A 19,541-nucleotide genomic window follows, 5' to 3' on the forward strand; every position below is an offset into this window, starting at 1 on the left:
TACTTTAGTTAGAAATTACTAGTTATCTTGCTTATTTTTCTTCTAAAAGCTAGCAGTAATACTTCTTCTACCAATATGTAAATTCCAACTGCAAGGAAAAATGCTAATCCTGCTTTAGAATCAGTTAATGGTAAAACAAACATTAAAACTAATTGGATAAATACTAAACCCAATTTACTTATTCCTTTTTCAAACCTCAGCAAGATCGCTGCTATAAAGGTTAAAAGTACAAAAATAAATAGTCTATAGTTTACAATAACTGTCCCTTGTAACGTTAAAATGCCAATAAATGCACAAGATAAAAGTGAAAAATACATCTTTGGTAAGGGCTGTGAATAGGCTTTCAAAACTAACTTCAATAGTTCTAAAACTAAAATTGCAATTGCAAAGATTGTGCTATTTAACTTTAAAATTAATAAAAGCGCGATTACTAAACTAAAATCAAAATAAATAAACTTATCTTTTGCTCTAGCCATGAACACACTGTATAAAATCCAAATTCCACTAACACCACTAACATAATTAAGGTTAGTTGCAAAAAGCCCCAATAAACCAATCAAAAAGGTTAATACAAATGAACTCCTTCGAATTACATTAGCATCAAAAGTAACATGTTTCTGCTTTAACCAAGCTAAAGAATATAGGAACAACTGATCTAAATGTAGCCATAGCGCAATTACTAAAAAGTATAATACTGCTGTTGTTATCCCTTGTGTCATACCAATTAAGAACCTAGTTACCAAGCTTAAAATTGCTCCTAAAAGTAAAAACACCATACTTTTTTCTTTAGATAAAAATAAAACTACACCAAAACCAATTATGAAAAGTCCAGCAACTATACTCGCATTGGTTATATTAAGTTTTGAATTAAGAAAAACTATACTCAAAGCCATAATTACAAAAGTAATCACTTGAAAATGAAAATTAAATATAGTTTGTTTTTGATTGTTTAAAGCAATTAGCAATAAAAGACCCGCAATTATGACAAGTTCATATTTCAAATTAGAATGTACTATATGAATAAGTAACATAAGAGATAACACATTCCAAATAGTGAAAGTTAAAATTCTTGAACTGTTCTTAAATAGAAAGTAAACGATACCACCTATAGATACAAGCGCAATAAAATAAAATAGCAATATCATGGCTTGCCGAATTGCATAATCTAGTAGAAGACCATATACAATAAAAATTAAGCTATTTCTTATCGTTAAAGTTTTCATAGTATAACCTCCAACAATCGAGATTGTTTTACTATAGGCTTTTATTTCTCCACTTATATTATATAATGCTTCAGAATATTAAACTTGCAATTAATACTCTCCTACCAAAAAAGTCATGAGAATTTCTCTTCTCATGACTTCTATCCTTCACGTAATTTATCCGCAATTTCTCTAATTTTCTGAAAACGATGATTAACTCCAGATTTAGAAATTGGACCATCTGGAACTTGTTCAGCTACTTCTTTTAAAGTTAAGTCACTATTTTCTAACCTAAATCTAGCTAATGATTCTAACTTTTCAGGAAGCTGATCTAATCCTAGTTTTTCATCTATCAATTGGATATCTTCTACTTGCCTTGCTGCAGCATTAGCTGTCTTTTTTAAGTTAGCTGTATCACAATTTACTAGTCGGTTCACTGAATTTCTCATGTCCCGCATAATTCTTAAATCTTCAAAAGCTAACATTGCATTAAATGCACCAACAATATGTAAAAAATCACCAATCTTTTCAGCTTCTTTAAGATATGTAATGTAACCACTTCTTCGCTTGGTTTTCTTACTATTTAAGTTAAAATAATGGTTCATTAAATATGAAATATCGTCATTATGTGCTTCATAGACAGAATAAATTTCTAAATGGTATCGACTAGTTTCAGGATTGTTTACACTACCACTGGCTAAAAAAGCACCTCGAAGATATGACATCGCGCGCTGTTCTTCTTCAAGCACCTTTTTAGGTACTCCAATTACAAACCCTTTTTCAGGATCAACAATCTCCAAATCAGCTAAGATTTCATTTACTTGTTGATTAAGTCTAACCAAATATTGGTTATTCTTTTTTAGTTTCATCTTACGAGAAACAATTAATAATGGCTCTATATTATAAGCTACCTTGATTAACGTAAAAATCCGGCGAGCAATCGCTGGATTTTCAGTTGTGATATCTAAACTTAATTGGTGGTCATGTAAGTTCAAAATTCCATTCATCCGTAAAAAAGCGGATAATTCAGCCTTGGCATGTTCAGGATGAACTTCTAAATTAGTTAATTCTTTTTTTACTTCACTTGCATAACTAACCATTATTTTCACCTCGTCGGCAATGTGCTTCGAAAGCGAGATCAATAATTTCTTTAGCTACTTTTTCACCATCATGAAAAACCAATCCATGTCTTTGGTCAATAAAGTCATCAGTGATAACGCGACAATTTTGCTCACGTAAACCTGCAAAATCACTCGATACTGGTTCAAGATACTCGTCATAATCAGCTGGATTAAACTTACTCATATCGATTTTTGCCCCATTGACTAAAGCAGTATCAATATAATTTCCACCTAGGTGAGCATTCAAAATCCGCACATGATCTGCATCAGAAAAGTGATCAGTTTCACCCTTTTGCGTCATAATATTGCAAATATAAATTACTTCGGCACTTGTCTGTCTAATAGCTTCCCCTAAATTACTAATCATTAAGTTAGGTAAAATTGAAGTAAACAAGCTTCCTGGGCCTAATACCACAGCATCCGCCTGCATAATTGCCGCCAAAACAGGTAATACCGCTTCAGGTTCTTTGTCATCATTGGTATCAGTCACCCAAACTCGCTTAATCCTTTTATCCTTACTAGTGATTTCTGTTTCACCAGCTTCACGACTGCCATCAACAAATTCAGCATTTAAAGTCAATGGTTCATTGGAAGCAGGGAAAACATGTCCATCTACTTTCATCATTTTAGATAATGATTGAACAGCATCAAAAATATTCCCATGCATTTCGTTTAATGCCGCAATGATTAAGTTACCAATCGCATGACCGGCAAAAAATGAATCTGAGCTATCAAAACGATATTGAAAAATATCTTTTGCTTCTTGTGGCAAATCACTCAAAGCAGCTAATACATTTCTGATATCACCTGGTGGGACAACATTAATATAATTTCTAATTGCACCAGAAGAGCCACCATCATCGGCAACTGTAACAATCGCTGTAATTTCAGCATTCTTTTCTTTTAAGGCATTCAAAATAACTGGTAAGCCCGTACCTCCACCAATTACTACTACCTTAGGCCGACGCCCTTTAATAACTCGGATAATCCGGCTTTCAGCATAAGCCAAATGCTCCACCTACTTTCTGATATAACGGCTTATTTCACGATGTGAAATATCAACTGGATACTTCTTTGATAAATCACGTGCTAACTGTTGTGCAATTGATACACTACGGTGTTGTCCGCCAGTACACCCAATTGCAATTGTTAACTTTTCTTTTCCCTCTTTAATGTAACCTGGAATTGTAGTTTCTATTAAGTCCAATAACTTTTTATAAAAAACCTTAGTTACATCTTTATCCATAACATAATCAAACACTCGCTTATCAAGCCCAGTAAAAGGCTTTAAATTAGGAATGTAGAAAGGATTTGGCAAAAATCTAACATCCATAACAATGTCGGCATCAATTGGCATACCATATTTAAATCCGAAACTCATTACTTCAACTGTAAACGGCTTACGACCATGTTCACTAAAGAGGCCGGTTAATTTTGCTTTTAAATCCTTGGGGGTCAAACTAGAAGTATCAACAATAATATTAGAGATGTTTTTTATTGGTGATAAAATTGCCCGTTCTTTTTGAATACCATCAAGCAAACGGCCACTTCTTGCTAATGGTGGCAGACGCCGAGTTTCTTTATAACGAGCAACTAATACGTCATCACTAGCATCTAAAAATAAAATTGTTGCTTGAGTATTTCCGTTATCTTCTAAAGAATTAATCTCATTTTCTAAATCTTTGTAGAAGCTTTTAACTCGCAAATCAATTAAAACCGCAACTTTATTAAAGTCATCAGATGTATTCATTAAATCCCAAAAACTGCCTAATAAAGTGGGTGGTAAATTATCAACAACAAAATAGCCTAAATCTTCTAATGAATGGGCAGCTACAGTTTTTCCTGAACCACTCATTCCAGTAACAATTAATAATTGTCTTGTTTCGCTAGCCATAATAACCCCTCCTTGTGAAAATTATATCACACCGGGTGTTTCATTTAATATAAAAAAATTCACTACCGTAAAAGTAGCAAATTTTTTAAACTTACTTTATTTTTCGTTTTCCAAAGTGCGGTTTTTATCCCTCTGTAAAACTGGCTTCAAATACTTTCCTGTCCATGATTTTTCGCATTCTGCAACTTCTTCAGGTGTACCAGTCGTAACGATTTGACCTCCACCTTCACCACCTTCTGGTCCTAAATCAATTAACCAATCTGCTGTCTTAATAACATCTAAATTATGTTCAATAACTAGAACAGTATTTCCTTGATCGACTAACCGTTGTAAAACAACTAGCAAACGCTTGATATCATCAACATGTAACCCTGTAGTTGGTTCATCTAAAATATAAAAATTATTCCCAGTTGATAATTTTTGAAGTTCACTTGCTAACTTCATTCTCTGTGCTTCACCACCAGAAAGTGTAGTTGCAGATTGACCTAATTTAACATATCCCAAACCAACATCAACTATTGTTTGCAATTTACGATGAATTTTTGGAATCTTACTGAAGAATTCGCGAGCTTCAGAAATTGTCATATCAAGTACTTGCGCAATATTTTTTTCATGATAAGTAACTTCTAATGTTTCAGAATTATATCTTCGGCCATGGCAGACTTCACATGGAACATAGACATCAGGAAGGAAATTCATCTCAATTTTGATAATTCCATCACCATGACATGCTTCACAACGCCCACCTTTTACATTAAATGAGAATCTCGCCTTAGTATAACCTCGAATCTTGGCCTCGTTAGTTTGAGCAAATAAGGCTCTAATATCATCAAAAACACTAGTATATGTAGCCGGATTTGAACGAGGAGTTCTACCGATTGGGCTTTGATCAATATCAATAATTTTTTCAATATCTTTATAACCGGTTATTTTTTCAAACTTCCCTGGTTTAGCAGAATTATGATTTAGCTTTTGTGCAAGTGCCCGTTTTAAAATTGTGTTAACTAAAGTGGATTTTCCAGACCCAGAAACACCTGTTACAACAACAAATTTGCCTAATGGAAAATCAACTGTAATATTCTTCAAGTTATGTTCGCAAGCTCCAGAAACAGTAATTTTCTTGCCATTGCCTTTTCTTCTTTCAGTTGGAACGGGAATAAACTTTTTACCAGACAGATATTGGCCTGTTAATGAATTAGGATTGGCCATCACCTCTTCAGGCGTACCTGCAGCCATCACTTTACCTCCGAAGCTACCAGCTCCTGGACCCATATCAATCAAATAATCTGCTTGTTTCATTGTTTCGTCGTCGTGTTCCACCACAATTAAAGAATTACCCAAATCACGCATTTTCTTTAATGAAGCAATCAAGCGGTCATTATCTCTTTGATGCAATCCAATAGAAGGTTCATCCAAAATATACATTACTCCAGATAAATTAGAGCCAATTTGTGTAGCCAAACGAATTCTTTGTGCTTCACCACCTGATAAAGTTCCAGCCGAACGCGACAGCGTCAAATAATCTAACCCGACATTAACCAAAAATGTTAGCCGATCAATAACTTCTTTTAAAATCGGCTTAGCAATCATGCTTTCTGCTTCGGATAATTTCACAGATTTAAAGAAAGTTAATTCTTTACCAATTGGTAAGTCACTAACCTCACTAATATCCTGTCCCATTACTTTAACAGCAAGAGCTTTTTGATTAAGACGCTTACCATGACAAACTGCACATGTTAATTCAGTCATGTATTTGCCCATCACTTCACGCATAAATTGGCTCATCGGGTGATGATAGCGCCGATCAATATTATTCATAACCCCTTCAAAAGCTTGCGTTGCATCATTTACGCCAAAATCACCTTCTAAATGGAATTTTATTTTTTTATCTGACCCATATAAAACTATTTTTCGTTGACGTTCAGTTAATTTCTTAAATGGTTTGTCCATATTAATTCGTAAACTCTGACAAGCTTGAGCGAGCATCATCTTATAATAGTCACTATTAGCCCAAGGAGCAATTGCCCCTTCATTTAAGGTTTTATCTTTATCTGGAATAACCAAATCTTCATCAACAGCTAATTTCATCCCTAAACCATCACAAGCTTCACATGCTCCAAAAGGTGCGTTGAATGAAAATAATCGTGGCTCCATTTCGCCAACTGAAAAGCCACATTTAGGACACGCATAATCTTCAGAAAAGTTCAAAACCTGTCCACCAATTACATCGACATCCATATAGCCTTCAGACAAGCGCAAAGCCGACTCAATTGAATCGGTCAAACGACTTTTGATTCCATCTTTAATAATTAAACGATCAACAACAATTGAAATTGAATGCTTTTTGTTTTTATCTAAATCAAATTCATCGCTTACTTCATGCATTTCACCATCAACTAATAAACGAACAAAACCAGCTCGAGCCACTTTTTTAAATACTTCTTGATGCATACCACGCTTTTGACGAATTACTGGTGCCAAAATTTGAATTTTGCTACGCTCTGGTAAATCCATAACTCGTTTAACCATTTGGTCAACTGACTGTCTTTCAATTAAAGTTCCATCATTAGGACAGATTGGATGTCCTACTCTAGCCCATAAAAGACGTAAATAATCATTAATTTCTGTTACTGTCCCTACAGTTGAGCGTGGATTATGTGAAGTAGTCTTTTGATCAATCGAAATAGCCGGATTTAATCCATCGATCGAGTCAACATCAGCTTTATCCATTTGTCCCAAAAACTGTCTTGCATATGACGATAAAGATTCAACGTATCGTCTGCGTCCTTCTGCATATAAAGTATCAAAAGCAAGTGAACTTTTACCAGAACCTGATAAGCCTGTTACAACAACTAACTTATCTTTGGGAATTGTTAAGTCAATATCTTTTAAGTTATGTTCACGAGCTCCATGAATTTCAATTTTATCTCTTACCATCAAAATCCTTCCCCTTATGCTTTTTTGGTGCATGAACTGAATTTTGCAATTCCATAATTGCATCACGCAAATTAGCAGCAGCTTCAAAGTCCAACTTCTTTGCTGCATCTTGCATCTGATCAGTTAAGTTTTTAATCATAGCTTGCTTTTGCTTTTTAGTTAATTCATCAAAGTTAAGATCGGCAAAACTTTCCTTTTCTTTCTCTTCTTTAACAGGTTTAGTAATTGAAATAACATCACGAATCGGTTTAACAATCGTCTTAGGCGTAATACCATGTTCTTCATTAAAGGCAATTTGTTTTTCACGACGACGACGAGTTTCATCAATCGCAATTTTCATTGAATCAGTGATCTTATCAGCATACATAATAACCATACCATCACTATTTCTGGCAGCACGCCCCATCGTCTGAATCAATGGTCTAGTTGACCGTAAAAAGCCTTCTTTATCAGCGTCTAAGATGGCAACCAAAGATACTTCTGGTACATCAATACCTTCTCTTAAAAGGTTAATTCCAATTAAAACATCAAAGTCCCCTTTTCGCAGGTCATGGAGGATCTGCATTCGCTCCAGGGTTTTAATATCTGAATGCAAATAGCGAACTTTAATTCCTAAGTCTTTCAAATAATCAGTTAAGTCTTCAGCCATTTTTTTAGTCAAAGTAGTAACAAAGACCCGTTCATCTCGCTCAATTCGTTTATTTATTTCACCAACTAAATCATCAATCTGGCCTTGAATTGGTCTTACTTCAATCTTAGGGTCAAGTAAGCCAGTAGGTCTGATAATTTGTTCGACTACTTTATTAGTTCGATTCAGCTCATAATCACCAGGTGTGGCAGAAACATACAAAATCTGGTTAACGTGTTTTTCAAATTCTTCAAGTTTGAGGGGGCGATTATCCAAAGCAGACGGCAGACGAAAACCGTAGTCTATCAAGGTTTCTTTCCGTTTGCGGTCACCATTATACATTGCTCGAATCTCCGGCATAGTAGCATGGGATTCATCAATTAAAATTAAGAAATCATCTGGGAAGAAATCAAGTAAAGTATGGGGTGGCTCTCCTGCTTTTCTACCTTCAATCGGAGCTGAATAGTTTTCGATACCATTTGTATATCCAACTTCACTCATCATCTCCATATCATAAGTTGTTCTTTGCTTAATTCGTTGTGCTTCTAGAAGCTTTCCTTCTCCTTCAAATTTCTTAACTTGCAAATCCATTTCCTGACTAATTCGTTTAAGGGCTTGCTTCATCTGTTCTTCATTAGTCATAAAGTGAGTTGCTGGGAAAAGCGAAATTTGATCTCTTTCACCAATTACTTCTCCAGTTAAAGAATCTACTTCGACAATTCGATCAATTTCATCGCCAAAAAACTCTACCCTAAATGCGTGGTCACTATTGCCTGCTGGAAAAATTTCCACAATATCTCCTCTAACCCGAAAACGACCACGTTGAAAATCAATATCATTACGATCATATTGAATATTTACTAAATCTCGCAATAAGACATTACGTTCATATTCTTGACCTTCATGCAAACTCAAGACACTTGCTGCATATTCTTTAGGATCCCCCAAACCATAAATACAAGAAACACTTGCGACCACCACAACATCATTGCGCTCCATCAACGCACTAGTTGCTCTGTGACGAAGCTGATCAATTTCATCATTAATTGAAGAATCTTTTTCGATATAGGTATCAGAACTTGGTACATAAGCTTCTGGCTGGTAGTAATCATAATATGAAACAAAGTATTCTACAGCGTTATTGGGAAAGAACTGCTTAAATTCCCCATATAGCTGACCAACTAAGGTTTTATTATGAGAAATAACTAATGTAGGTTTATTTAATTTTGCAATTATATTAGCCATGGTAAAAGTTTTCCCCGTACCAGTTGCGCCTTGCAAAATTTGTTCTTTCGCTCCCGCTTTAAAGCCTGCGGTCAATTTATCAATTGCTTGTTCTTGATCGCCTGCAGGTTTAAATTTTGAAACTAAATCAAACTTTCGATTGGTTTGTCTTTTAATCATAAAAAATCCCCCGCAAAAAAAATTGGACTTTAATAGTCCAATTTATCATTATTCTTATTTTACTACTTCGAACATGTTTTCGCAGGTAATAAGCTTATTATTTGGCAAATTTTGCAATTGCATCATGATATGCCTTGCATTTTTCTTCAGCCTTAGCATAAGTTTCAGCATTAGTACCAACATAAGCTTTAATTACTGGTTCTGTTCCTGATGGACGAAGTGCAACCCAAGTTTCATCATCCAAGAAGTATTTAAGTACATTTGACTTAGGGAAGCCAACTAATTCTCTTTCTCCAGCTTCAGTAACTTCTTTAGCCAATTCAAAGTCTTCAATCTTAACTACTTTATGGCCATTAATTTCTTTAAGCTGTTCTTTACGCAAGTTTTCCATTACTTTTGCCATCCGTTTTTGACCATCAAGTCCAGGCATTTCAATTGCCTTAGTGATTTCACAACTTGCACCATACTTGTTCCAGATTTCTTGTAATCCGTCAAATACTGACATATTTCTTGAAGCATAGTAGGCAGCAACTTCAAAGAACATCAATGCACCTTGCATGGCATCTTTATCACGGTTAAAGGTCTTAAATAAGAAACCATAACTCTCTTCAAAGCCCATTAAGAATTGACCATCACCAGTTTTGTGTAAACGATCAATTTCTTCACCAATATACTTAAAGCCAGTTAAGACATACTTAGTTTGAATGCCAAAAGATTTAGCAATCTTAAATGGTAAAGAACTTGAAACAACACTAGTAATAATTTCATATGAAGAATCCAATTTACCAGAATTCTTCAAATTAGTTAATAAGTAGTTAGAAATTAAAGTAGCAATTTGGTTACCAGTTAAAACTTGAAAGTCACCATTTGGAGTTCTAACAGCTGCACCCAAACGGTCAGCATCAGGGTCAGTTGCAACAATAATATCAGCTCCAACTTTATCTGCAACCTTGACCCCTTCATCAAATACTTGACGATATTCAGGATTAGGCTTAATTGTAGTTGGAAATTCAGGATCGATAATCGCTTGACTTGGAACTACTGTAAAGTTTTTAAATCCACCTTGTCTAAAGGCACGATCATAAATTACCTTACCTGTACCATGAACTGGTGTATAAACAATCTTTAACTTATCAGCAGTCTCCTTAATTAAGTCATGGTTAACATTAATGGTATCTAGTGCTTCAAGATATGCTTCATCAACATCTTCACCAACAAGTTGTAAGATATTCTTCGCACGTAATTCTTCAATTGGACTCACTGGAATTGCGAGTTGATTTTCCACTTCTAAAGCAGCTTTTTCAACTACGGCTGCATGTTCTGGAGGCATTTGCCCACCATCAGCACCATAAATCTTATAACCATTATATTGTTTAGCGTTATGTGAAGCTGTCACCATAATACCAGCAAAGGTACCAAGATGGCGAATTGCAAATGACAATTCTGGTGTTGGTCTCAAACCATCAAACAAGTAAACCTTAATGCCATGATAACCCAAGATTTGCGCAGAAAGCTTTGCAAAATCTTCTGAATGATATCGTGAGTCAAAAGAAATTACTACACCCTTTTCTTTAGCTTCTTGACCTTCTTTTTCAATTAATTGGGCTAATCCTTCAGTAACACGACCCACGGTTACAACATTAATTCGATTAGTCCCTGGTTCAAGTAAACCACGCATCCCTGCAGTACCAAAGTTAATATCAGTACCAAAGGCATCATCTACCCAAGCAGGATTTTGACCAAGTTCTTTTAATTGTCTTTGTAAATAATCTGGTAAGTTTTCAGCTTTAAGCCAATTTTCGTATGCTTGTCTAGCAGTCATAAAGTAGCTCCTATCATTAATTTTTTAATCCATAGAATAAACTAGTATAGTTTTTATTATACCACTTTGTAATTAATGAAAAAAAGCATACAAAAAAGCCTGCTACTTGCAGACTCTTATTATTTCTAGTCATTTAAGCTTTGAAGATAATTATAAGCTTCTTGTCCAGCGATACTACCATCACCAACAGCATTCGCTATCTGTCTTAAGTCTTTAGCACGAACATCTCCGAGAGCAAAAACTCCATCTAATGAAGTTTGCATTTTCTCATTAGTTATAATCCAGCCCTGCTTATCAGTAATGCCTAGTTCCTTAAATAAACTAGTTTGAGGTTCAACTCCAACATAAATAAAAATACCGCTTGCATTAATCTCTTTATGCTCACCAGTTTCTTTATCAAGATATTTTATAGCCGTAACTTTTTGGTCATTACCAATAATTTCTTCGGTTTGTGCATTCCAAATAAAGTTCATTTTACTATTAGCAAAAGCTCTCTTTTGCAATACAGGTTGTGCTCGTAAACTATCACGTCTGTGAATTACAGTAACACTTTTAGCAATATTAGCTAAGTATAAGCCTTCTTCAATTGCGGAGTCTCCGCCACCTACAACTACTACATCTTCATCTTTAAAAAATGCAGCATCACAAACGGCACAATAAGAAACTCCACGGCCTGAATATTCTTCTTCTCCGGGAACACCTAAATGTTTATGTTCAGCACCAGTAGCAATAATTACAGCTTTTGCTTCATATTCAGCATCACTAGTTTTGACTAACTTTATTTTTTTAGAAAAATCCACACTAGTTACATCGCCATATTTAAATTCTGGACCAAATTTCATTGCAGATTGATACATTTTTTCACTTAATTCCGGTCCTTGAATTTCTAAGAAGCCTGGATAATTATCAATCGCACCAGTATTATTCATCTGGCCACCATAAATTCCACGATCCAAAATTAAAACACTTAAATTAGCTCTTGCCGCATAAAGTGCAGCAGTTAAACCGCCAGGTCCGGCACCAATAATAATAATATCGTATTGCTTTGTCATCTTATGCCTCCTGCTTACTTTTCATAAGTATAATTATACCTTAGAAAATACTTTTGGCAATTTATCTGCTTACCAGCGAACTTCACTTGTCTTTTCACGGCACATCATTGCACGAATTTCTTCATCAATATCTGCACCTTCATACAAAACTTTATAAATAGCTTCAGAAATTGGCATATCAATACCATCTTTTTGACAAATTTCATGTACAGCCTTAGCTGTAACAGCACCTTCAACAACTTGTCCCATATTTTCTAACACAGCTTCTAACTTTTGACCTTCACCAAGTGCTTTACCGGCACGCCAATTTCTAGAATTTACTGAAGTACAAGTAACTATTAAGTCACCTATTCCTGATAAACCACTAAAAGTCCACGGTTGGGCACCAAAAGAAACACCCAATCTCATAATTTCAGCTAAGCCTCGAGTCATTAAAGCCGCTTTGGCATTATCACCATATTTTTTTCCTACCAACATCCCAGCAGCAATAGCAATCACATTTTTTACAGCGCCACCAATTTCAACTCCAATTAAGTCATTACTGGTATAAAAGCGCATATAATCATTTGAAAAAATTTCTTGTACTTTTTCTGCATTTTCAAAATTAGTCGAAGCACAAGTAATTGCTGTAATATCCTTTTGAGCCACATTTTCAGCATGACTTGGACCAGAAATTGCAACAATCTTATCTTCATGATCTGGATAAATTTCTTCAGTTAAAATTTGTGAAATTAGCTTCTTGCTTCCTGGTTCAATTCCCTTAGTTGCTGCCACAATTAATGGCTGTGTATTAGTGTCGAGCATTGCTTTTTTAACATTTTGAGCAACTTCTCTAATTGCTTTAGTAGGAACAACAAATAATACCAATTCACTATCTTTAACAGCTTGTGTTAAATCAGTAGTTGCTAATACACTTTTATTTAATGACCAATCTTTCATATAATGGCTATTACTGTGTTTTTCATTAATTTCATCGCAAATTGATTGTCGATTTCCATACAATACAACCTGATTATTTACATCATTATCGGCCAACATAGAAGCCAAGACGCTTCCCCATGATCCGCTACCTAAAACTGCAATTTTTCTCATAATTACCTCTCATATGGAAATTTTAATCCACTACCATCTAAGTACCAAGCTACATTATCTTGCTTGCGACGATAAATAACAAAGATAATAGCAGCAATAAATAATACCAAACTCAAAGCTTGTGATACTCGAATTACGTTAAAAATATATAAACTATCTGTTCTCATTCCTTCGACAAAGAAGCGAACTGTTGAATACCAAATTATATAACTAGCAAAAACCTCTCCTCGTTTAAAGAGACCTTTCTTATGTCGAAACATTAAAATCAAAACTAAGCCAATGAAATTAAAAAAGGATTCATATAAAAACGTTGGCTGATAATAATGTCCATTAATATACATTTGCTTAATAATAAACTCTGGCAAATGCAAACTTTGCAGGAATGTAAGACTTGTTTGTGCACCATGGGCTTCTTGATTCATAAAATTACCCCAACGTCCCAAAATTTGTGCCGCTAAAACACCAGGAGTAATAATATCAAGCATCAATAAAGGTGGCAACATACGATTCCTACAAAAAATAAGTAGCACCACTAATCCAGCTAACAAGCCGCCATATATTGCAATTCCACCATTCCAAATTGCAATAATTTGGTCTGGATGCTGTGAAAAATATCCCCACTCAAATATCACATAATACGTTCTAGCTCCTATAAAGCCAATTGGTACAGCCCAAAGCAAAAAATCAATGAAATCATCACTCATTATTTGCCGTTTTTTACCTTCAATAATTGCCATTGTTGTAGCAATCAAAACGCCAGTTGCCATAAAAATTCCATACCACTTGACGCTCAAATTTCCAAGTTGAAAAGCAACTGGATTTAGTGCTAAAAACAAATCATTTCCTCCGTTCTAGCTACTTATTTTTTTCATTTTCTGCAATTAATTTTGCTAATTGTTGTTGGAATGTAACACTTGCATCAAAGCCCATTTGCTTAGCACGAAAGTTCAAAGCCGCAATTTCAATGATAATTTCTAAATTACGCCCTACTTTAACTGGAATCGTAACTTGAGGAACTTCAATGTTACAAATTTCGCGAGTATCTTGATCAAAGCCTAAACGATCATAATTAGCTTTAGGATCCCAATTTTCCAACTTAATTACTAATTTAATTTCTGTATGATCCTTAACTGCTCCTACACCAAACATATCTTTAATGTCAATTATTCCGATTCCACGAATTTCCATTAAATGATTTAAAATTTTAGGTGCTTCACCAACTACAGTATCGTGATCTCTTTGATAAACATCAACACGATCATCTGCAATCAAACGATGCCCTCGTTGGATTAAGGCCAATGCTGTTTCACTTTTACCAACACCACTCGCACCAGTAATTAAAACTCCTATACCATTAATTTCAACTAATACGCCATGAATGCTAGTTCTTTGTGCTAAATGTTCTCGTAAATATTGAGTCAACACGCTCATTATGTATGTTGTTGATTCAGGTGTAGTTAAAATAGGAATCCCATTTTTAGCTGCAGCTTCTGTTAATTCTTTTGGTACTGGTAAACTACGAGAAATCAAGAAACAAGGCGTATCAGGTGTAGCCATTTTATTGAAAACCTGCAAACGTGTTTCATGATCAAGCATTGCTGCATAAGAAATCTCAGTTCTGCCAAGTAATTGAATTCTTTTTGAAGGATAAAAGTCAAAATAGCCAGTTAATTCAAGACCAGGACGATAAATATCAGAAACAGTTACTGCCCGATTTTTAATTAATTCCTTTCCTTGAACTACATGTAAAACATTATTATCTTCAAATAATTCTGTTAATTCAACTTTATCAGCCATAATCTTAACCTCTATTTGTCATTAACATCCTCTGTTGTTACATCACGAGCTGGTTTGCGATGATGCTCCTCTGTATCTTTATTTGTGTTCTTCCCATAAGAAACAAAGTCTTCCCAACTCATTTTATAGTCACTATCCATTTCTTTACTAATTTCACGTCGAATTTTACGTTTCAAGAAATAAATATATAACCAAATTAACCCTGCAATAATCAGAATAAATGGCAAGATAAGAATAAATAGCTTTAATAAAGCGAATAAAACACATACAACAATTGCTAAAATTAATACTACTACTAAAAATTCAATAAATCCCATAATATTCACCCTCTATTCTGGATTCTCTTGACTTAATCTCCATTGTAAGAAAGAATAGATTAAGTTATCGAGCTTTCCATCCATAACACCATTAACATCACTTGTTTCAAAATTAGTTCGATGATCCTTAACCATACTATATGGATGAAATACATATGACCTAATTTGTGAACCCCAAGCAATATCTTGTTGAACACCTTTTAATTTTTCTTTTTCTTTACGCTTCTTTTCTTCCTCTAATTGAAACAATTTAGCGCGTAAAGCATTCATAGCTGTTTCTTTGTTTTGAAATTGTGAACGTTGAGCCTGAGAAGTAGTTACAATTCCAGTAGGTAAGTGAGTAATTCTAACCGCACTAGAGGTTTTATTAATATGTTGTCCACCTGCACCACTTGATCTAAATACATCTATTCTCAAGTCAGCTGGATTAATATCTACTTCAATACTATCATCAATTTCTGGAATAACTTCAACACTTGCAAAAGATGTATGCCGTCTTTTAGCGGCATCAAATGGTGAAATTCTAACTAAACGGTGAACTCCCATTTCTCCTTTCAACAAGCCATAGGCATTAGTTCCTTTAATTAAAATACTTACACTTTTTACACCCGCCTCATCACCAGGTTCATAATCATCAATTTCAAATGTAAAGCCATGGGCTTCACTAAAGCGTTGATACATTCGCATAAGCATTTGCGCCCAGTCCATTGCCTCAGTACCACCTGCACCAGGATGAATTTCCATTAAAGCATTATTGGCATCATATTTACCTGATAAAAGTAAATTTAATTCATATTGGTGAAAACTATCTTTTAATTTTTCTAAATCAGTTTCTACTTCAACTTGCAAGTCATCATCAGGTTCTTCTTTTAATAACTCTAAAGCAGTTTCTTCATCAGAAAAAGCTTGTGCTAAGTCATTAAAGTGATCTCTTTTTTCTTTTAATTTATTTGTTTCACTAATTAATTTTTGAGCTGATTCTTGATTATTCCAAAAATCAGGATCAGCCATCTTTTCTTCATTAATTGCGATACTTTCATTTAAAGCATCAAAGTCAAAGAGACCTCCTGAAATGATTTAATTTAACACGTAATTCATCAAGTACAGTCGAAATTTCACTTATTTCCATTTTTTATCTCCTTTATGCAAAAAAGAGGAAGCTTTTGCCTCCTCTTTTATTATCAACTATCTTGCAATATTTTGTCTAATTTGAGCCTTCATAAATAAGCGAGTAGCATCAAATTCAATGTTGGCAACCATTTCTTCAAACATTCTATAACCAGCATCTTGATATTCAACTAATGGGTTAAGTTGACCATAACCACGCAAACCAATTGATTGCCGCAATTGATCCATTGCATCAATATGATCAGTCCAGCGATCATCAACAACTCTTAAAATAACAACCTTTTCAAATTCAAGCATTTGACTAGGATCAGATAAAGTTTCTTCTTTATCTTTATAATTCTCCTCTGCCAAGTTATAAAGCTTTTCTTTAAGTTCATCAGCAGATTTAATATTCTTCAAGTCAATCTTATCAGCAACTTCTTCATTGGTAAGACTTGAAACAATGAAGTCACGTAATGAATCGATTCGCCAATCTTTTTTGTCACCCTGAGTAAACATATCAACTTGATGAGAAATAGTCCGCTTAATCATTGGCATCAAGACATTTTTAAGTGATTTATCTTCTTCAATCACTTGCATTCTTTCACCATAAATAATTTCACGTTGTGTTCTCATAACGTCATCGTATTGCAAAGTTTGCTTACGAGTATCATAGTTATTACCTTCAACACGTTTTTGAGCTGATTCAACTTGACGAGTTATCATTCTACTTTCGATAACTTTATCATCATCATTGTCAGAAATTCGGTCTAAGAATACTTTTACTCGATCTCCACCAAATCTCTTCATCAAATCATCTTCAAGTGATAAGTAAAAGCGTGAATAACCAGGATCACCTTGACGTCCTGAACGTCCACGAAGCTGATTATCAATTCTACGTGATTCGTGTCTTTCAGTACCAATAACTGCTAATCCACCAAGTTCACGAACACCAGGCCCCAGCTTAATATCAGTACCACGTCCAGCCATGTTAGTAGCAATTGTAACTGCTCCTCTTTGACCAGCTTTCATGATAATTTCAGCTTCTTTAGCATGGTTTTTGGCGTTCAAAACAGCGTGAGGAATATTTTCTGCATCTAGCATTTTGCTCAAACGTTCTGAATTTTCGATTGCAACAGTACCTACTAAAACAGGTTGTCCCTTGGCATGTCTCTTTTTAATTTCTTCGACAACAGCTTTAAATTTAGCATCAAGTGTTGGGTAAAGAATATCTGGCATGTCTTTTCTTTGAATAGGACGGTTAGTTGGAATTGTGATAACTTGCATGTTGTAGATTTCACGAAATTCTTCTTCTTCCGTCTTAGCGGTACCTGTCATACCAGATAGTTTTTTGTACATTCTAAAGAAATTCTGATAAGTAATTGTAGCTTGAGTCTTAGATTCTTCTTGAATCTTAACTCCTTCCTTGGCTTCAATTGCTTGGTGTAAACCATCAGAATAACGACGACCTTGCATTACACGTCCAGTAAATGAGTCAACGATTAATACTTCCCCATCTTGGACAACGTAATCAATATCTTTAAGCATAATGTAGTTCGCACGTAAAGCCTGATCAATATGGTGAACTAAAACTTGGTTTTCAACATCATATAAGTTTTTAAGGCCAAAATGCTTACATGCCTTAGCAATTCCTTGACGAGTTAATGAAATAGTCTTGGTTGGCCAGTCAATCTTATAGTCACCATAATCCTTGTCATCATCAACATCATCGTCACTCTTATCTTCAGTTAAGGTTTTTACAAAACGATCTGCTCTAATATATTCGCCTGTGGCTTGTTGAGCTTCACCAGAAATAATCAATGGTGTTCTAGCTTCATCAATTAAAATAGAGTCAACTTCGTCGATAATTGCATAATTAAGTGGTCGTTGAACCATTTGTTCTTTATAAACAACCATGTTGTCACGTAAATAATCAAAACCTAATTCAGCGTTAGTTGAATACGTAACATCACAATTATATGCTGCACGCTTTTCATCTGGTGATTTTTCATTCAAGTTTAAACCAACAGTTAAGCCCAACCAGCGATATAACTGCCCCATTTCTTCTTCGTCACGTCCAGACAAGTATTCATTAACAGTAACTACGTGAACACCCTTGCCAGTAAGTGCATTAAGATAAACTGGCATAGTAGCTGTTAAAGTCTTACCTTCACCAGTCATCATTTCTGAAATATTACCAAAGTGTAGTGAAATACCACCAATTATTTGAACGCGATATGGATAAAGGCCTAAAACTCTCTTAGCTCCTTCACGACAAACAGCAAAAGCTTCTGGAAGTATATCATCTAGGCTTTCACCATTTTCAAGTCTTTTCTTAAATTCAGGAGTCTTAGCTTGTAACTGATCGTCACTTAATTTAGACATTTCATCAGCATAGCCTTCTACCTTATCTGCTAATTTTTCAAATTTTTTAAGTTCTCTTTTATCACTATCGTATAGTTTTTTTAAAATATTTACCATTAAATCGGTCCCTAAAATCTAATTTAAAGTCTAAAATACAAATGATATTTTACCATGTTATTAAAAAAAAGAAAAATAACTAATATAAAAGACCCCCTGAGTTTAATCCCAAGGGGTCCTAGAATATTTTAATATTTATTATTCATTAGTTTCAATCAAGCCATAGCGACCATCATTTCTCCGATATACAATGCTAGTACCATTAGTTTCAGCATCTTGGAATACGAAGAAGTCATGTTCAAGCATATCCATCTGCAAAATTGCCTCTTCAGGATCCATTGGCTTCAAACTTACACGCTTATTGCGGACAATATCAAATTCACTAGTAGGCTTTTCTTCTTCTGCTGGAGTTTCAATGAAGAAGTCCTTAACACCCTTTTCACGGCCTTTACGGTTAACACGGGTCTTATACTTTCTGATTTGACGTTCAAGTTTATCGGAAACAAAATCGATGCTCCGATACATATCATCAGAAGTTTCTTCAGCTCTCAAGACTAAGTATGGGAGGGGAATCGTTACTTCAACCTTAGCATCGTGGTTCTTGTAAACTTTCAAGTTAACGTGTGCAATAACATCTGAAGTTAATTCAAAATATTTTTCAAGCTTTTCCAAACGCTTTTCAACATAGCTTCTCAAAGCTTCAGTTACTTCAATATTTTCACCACGTACATTGTACTTTAACATAAA

General features: G+C 34.7%; 15 protein-coding genes. All 15 read right to left on the minus strand.

Features of this window, described 5'->3' with window-relative positions:
- Nucleotides 1–8: 8 nt before the first annotated feature.
- Nucleotides 9–1,223, minus strand: coding sequence for a hypothetical protein (locus ETI37_RS00620; RefSeq protein ID WP_006586999.1), 1,215 nt, complete (start codon nucleotides 1,221–1,223; stop codon nucleotides 9–11).
- Nucleotides 1,224–1,363: 140 nt separating this feature from the next.
- Nucleotides 1,364–2,302, minus strand: coding sequence for a DNA-binding protein WhiA (whiA, locus tag ETI37_RS00625; protein WP_006587000.1), 939 nt, complete (start codon nucleotides 2,300–2,302; stop codon nucleotides 1,364–1,366).
- Nucleotides 2,295–3,332 carry a gluconeogenesis factor YvcK family protein gene (locus ETI37_RS00630; RefSeq protein ID WP_022091228.1) on the minus strand — a complete coding sequence of 346 codons (1,038 nt, stop codon included), beginning with the start codon at nucleotides 3,330–3,332 and terminating at the stop codon, nucleotides 2,295–2,297. Before ETI37_RS00630 ends, whiA begins: the two co-directional genes overlap by 8 nt.
- 9 nt (nucleotides 3,333–3,341) lie before the next feature.
- Complete coding sequence (gene rapZ / locus ETI37_RS00635) at nucleotides 3,342–4,217, minus strand: RNase adapter RapZ (protein WP_006587440.1); 876 nt, start codon at nucleotides 4,215–4,217, stop codon at nucleotides 3,342–3,344.
- Between the two features lie 96 nt (nucleotides 4,218–4,313).
- On the minus strand, nucleotides 4,314–7,154 hold the full coding sequence (uvrA, locus tag ETI37_RS00640; protein ID WP_006587003.1) for an excinuclease ABC subunit UvrA: 2,841 nt from the start codon (nucleotides 7,152–7,154) through the stop codon (nucleotides 4,314–4,316).
- On the minus strand, nucleotides 7,141–9,186 hold the full coding sequence (gene uvrB, locus ETI37_RS00645) for an excinuclease ABC subunit UvrB (protein WP_006587004.1): 2,046 nt from the start codon (nucleotides 9,184–9,186) through the stop codon (nucleotides 7,141–7,143). Before uvrB ends, uvrA begins: the two co-directional genes overlap by 14 nt.
- 97 nt (nucleotides 9,187–9,283) lie before the next feature.
- Nucleotides 9,284–11,008, minus strand: coding sequence for a phospho-sugar mutase (locus ETI37_RS00650; protein WP_143458372.1), 1,725 nt, complete (start codon nucleotides 11,006–11,008; stop codon nucleotides 9,284–9,286).
- A 125-nt stretch (nucleotides 11,009–11,133) separates the two neighbouring features.
- Nucleotides 11,134–12,060 carry a thioredoxin-disulfide reductase gene (trxB, locus tag ETI37_RS00655; RefSeq protein WP_006587006.1) on the minus strand — a complete coding sequence of 309 codons (927 nt, stop codon included), beginning with the start codon at nucleotides 12,058–12,060 and terminating at the stop codon, nucleotides 11,134–11,136.
- Nucleotides 12,061–12,129: 69 nt separating this feature from the next.
- Nucleotides 12,130–13,152, minus strand: coding sequence for an NAD(P)H-dependent glycerol-3-phosphate dehydrogenase (locus ETI37_RS00660; protein WP_006587007.1), 1,023 nt, complete (start codon nucleotides 13,150–13,152; stop codon nucleotides 12,130–12,132).
- A 2-nt stretch (nucleotides 13,153–13,154) separates the two neighbouring features.
- Nucleotides 13,155–13,988, minus strand: a complete 834-nt coding sequence (lgt, locus tag ETI37_RS00665; RefSeq protein WP_006587008.1) for a prolipoprotein diacylglyceryl transferase — start codon at nucleotides 13,986–13,988, stop codon at nucleotides 13,155–13,157.
- 19 nt (nucleotides 13,989–14,007) lie between these two features.
- Nucleotides 14,008–14,949, minus strand: coding sequence for an HPr(Ser) kinase/phosphatase (hprK, locus tag ETI37_RS00670; RefSeq protein ID WP_006587009.1), 942 nt, complete (start codon nucleotides 14,947–14,949; stop codon nucleotides 14,008–14,010).
- An 11-nt stretch (nucleotides 14,950–14,960) separates the two neighbouring features.
- A complete protein-coding gene (locus tag ETI37_RS00675; protein WP_006587010.1) occupies nucleotides 14,961–15,266 on the minus strand; it encodes a hypothetical protein in 306 nt (101 codons plus the stop codon).
- A gap of 12 nt (nucleotides 15,267–15,278) precedes the next feature.
- Nucleotides 15,279–16,395, minus strand: a protein-coding gene (gene prfB, locus ETI37_RS00680; RefSeq protein WP_143435212.1) for a peptide chain release factor 2 whose coding sequence is annotated in 2 segments (ribosomal slippage) — nucleotides 15,279–16,322 and nucleotides 16,324–16,395 — 1,116 coding nt in all. Because the reading frame shifts where the segments join, the coding sequence is not laid out codon by codon here.
- Nucleotides 16,396–16,451: 56 nt separating this feature from the next.
- Nucleotides 16,452–18,854, minus strand: a complete 2,403-nt coding sequence (gene secA, locus ETI37_RS00685) for a preprotein translocase subunit SecA (protein WP_006587012.1) — start codon at nucleotides 18,852–18,854, stop codon at nucleotides 16,452–16,454.
- A gap of 138 nt (nucleotides 18,855–18,992) precedes the next feature.
- On the minus strand, nucleotides 18,993–19,538 hold the full coding sequence (gene hpf / locus ETI37_RS00690) for a ribosome hibernation-promoting factor, HPF/YfiA family (protein ID WP_006587013.1): 546 nt from the start codon (nucleotides 19,536–19,538) through the stop codon (nucleotides 18,993–18,995).
- Nucleotides 19,539–19,541 lie beyond the last annotated feature (3 nt).

The organism is Lactobacillus mulieris (genome assembly GCF_007095465.1).
Lineage (GTDB): Bacteria > Bacillota > Bacilli > Lactobacillales > Lactobacillaceae > Lactobacillus > Lactobacillus mulieris.

Bases quoted from the DNA above. Each gene is read 5' to 3' on its own strand.
- ETI37_RS00620 (WP_006586999.1), bottom strand. From the start codon at position 1,223: ATGAAAACTTTAACGATAAGAAATAGCTTAATTTTTATTGTATATGGT.
- whiA (WP_006587000.1), bottom strand. From the start codon at position 2,302: ATGGTTAGTTATGCAAGTGAAGTAAAAAAAGAATTAACTAATTTAGAA.
- rapZ (WP_006587440.1), bottom strand. From the start codon at position 4,217: ATGGCTAGCGAAACAAGACAATTATTAATTGTTACTGGAATGAGTGGT.
- uvrA (WP_006587003.1), bottom strand. From the start codon at position 7,154: ATGGTAAGAGATAAAATTGAAATTCATGGAGCTCGTGAACATAACTTA.
- uvrB (WP_006587004.1), bottom strand. From the start codon at position 9,186: ATGATTAAAAGACAAACCAATCGAAAGTTTGATTTAGTTTCAAAATTT.
- ETI37_RS00650 (WP_143458372.1), bottom strand. From the start codon at position 11,008: ATGACTGCTAGACAAGCATACGAAAATTGGCTTAAAGCTGAAAACTTA.
- trxB (WP_006587006.1), bottom strand. From the start codon at position 12,060: ATGACAAAGCAATACGATATTATTATTATTGGTGCCGGACCTGGCGGT.
- ETI37_RS00660 (WP_006587007.1), bottom strand. From the start codon at position 13,152: ATGAGAAAAATTGCAGTTTTAGGTAGCGGATCATGGGGAAGCGTCTTG.
- hprK (WP_006587009.1), bottom strand. From the start codon at position 14,949: ATGGCTGATAAAGTTGAATTAACAGAATTATTTGAAGATAATAATGTT.
- ETI37_RS00675 (WP_006587010.1), bottom strand. From the start codon at position 15,266: ATGGGATTTATTGAATTTTTAGTAGTAGTATTAATTTTAGCAATTGTT.
- secA (WP_006587012.1), bottom strand. From the start codon at position 18,854: ATGGTAAATATTTTAAAAAAACTATACGATAGTGATAAAAGAGAACTT.
- hpf (WP_006587013.1), bottom strand. From the start codon at position 19,538: ATGTTAAAGTACAATGTACGTGGTGAAAATATTGAAGTAACTGAAGCT.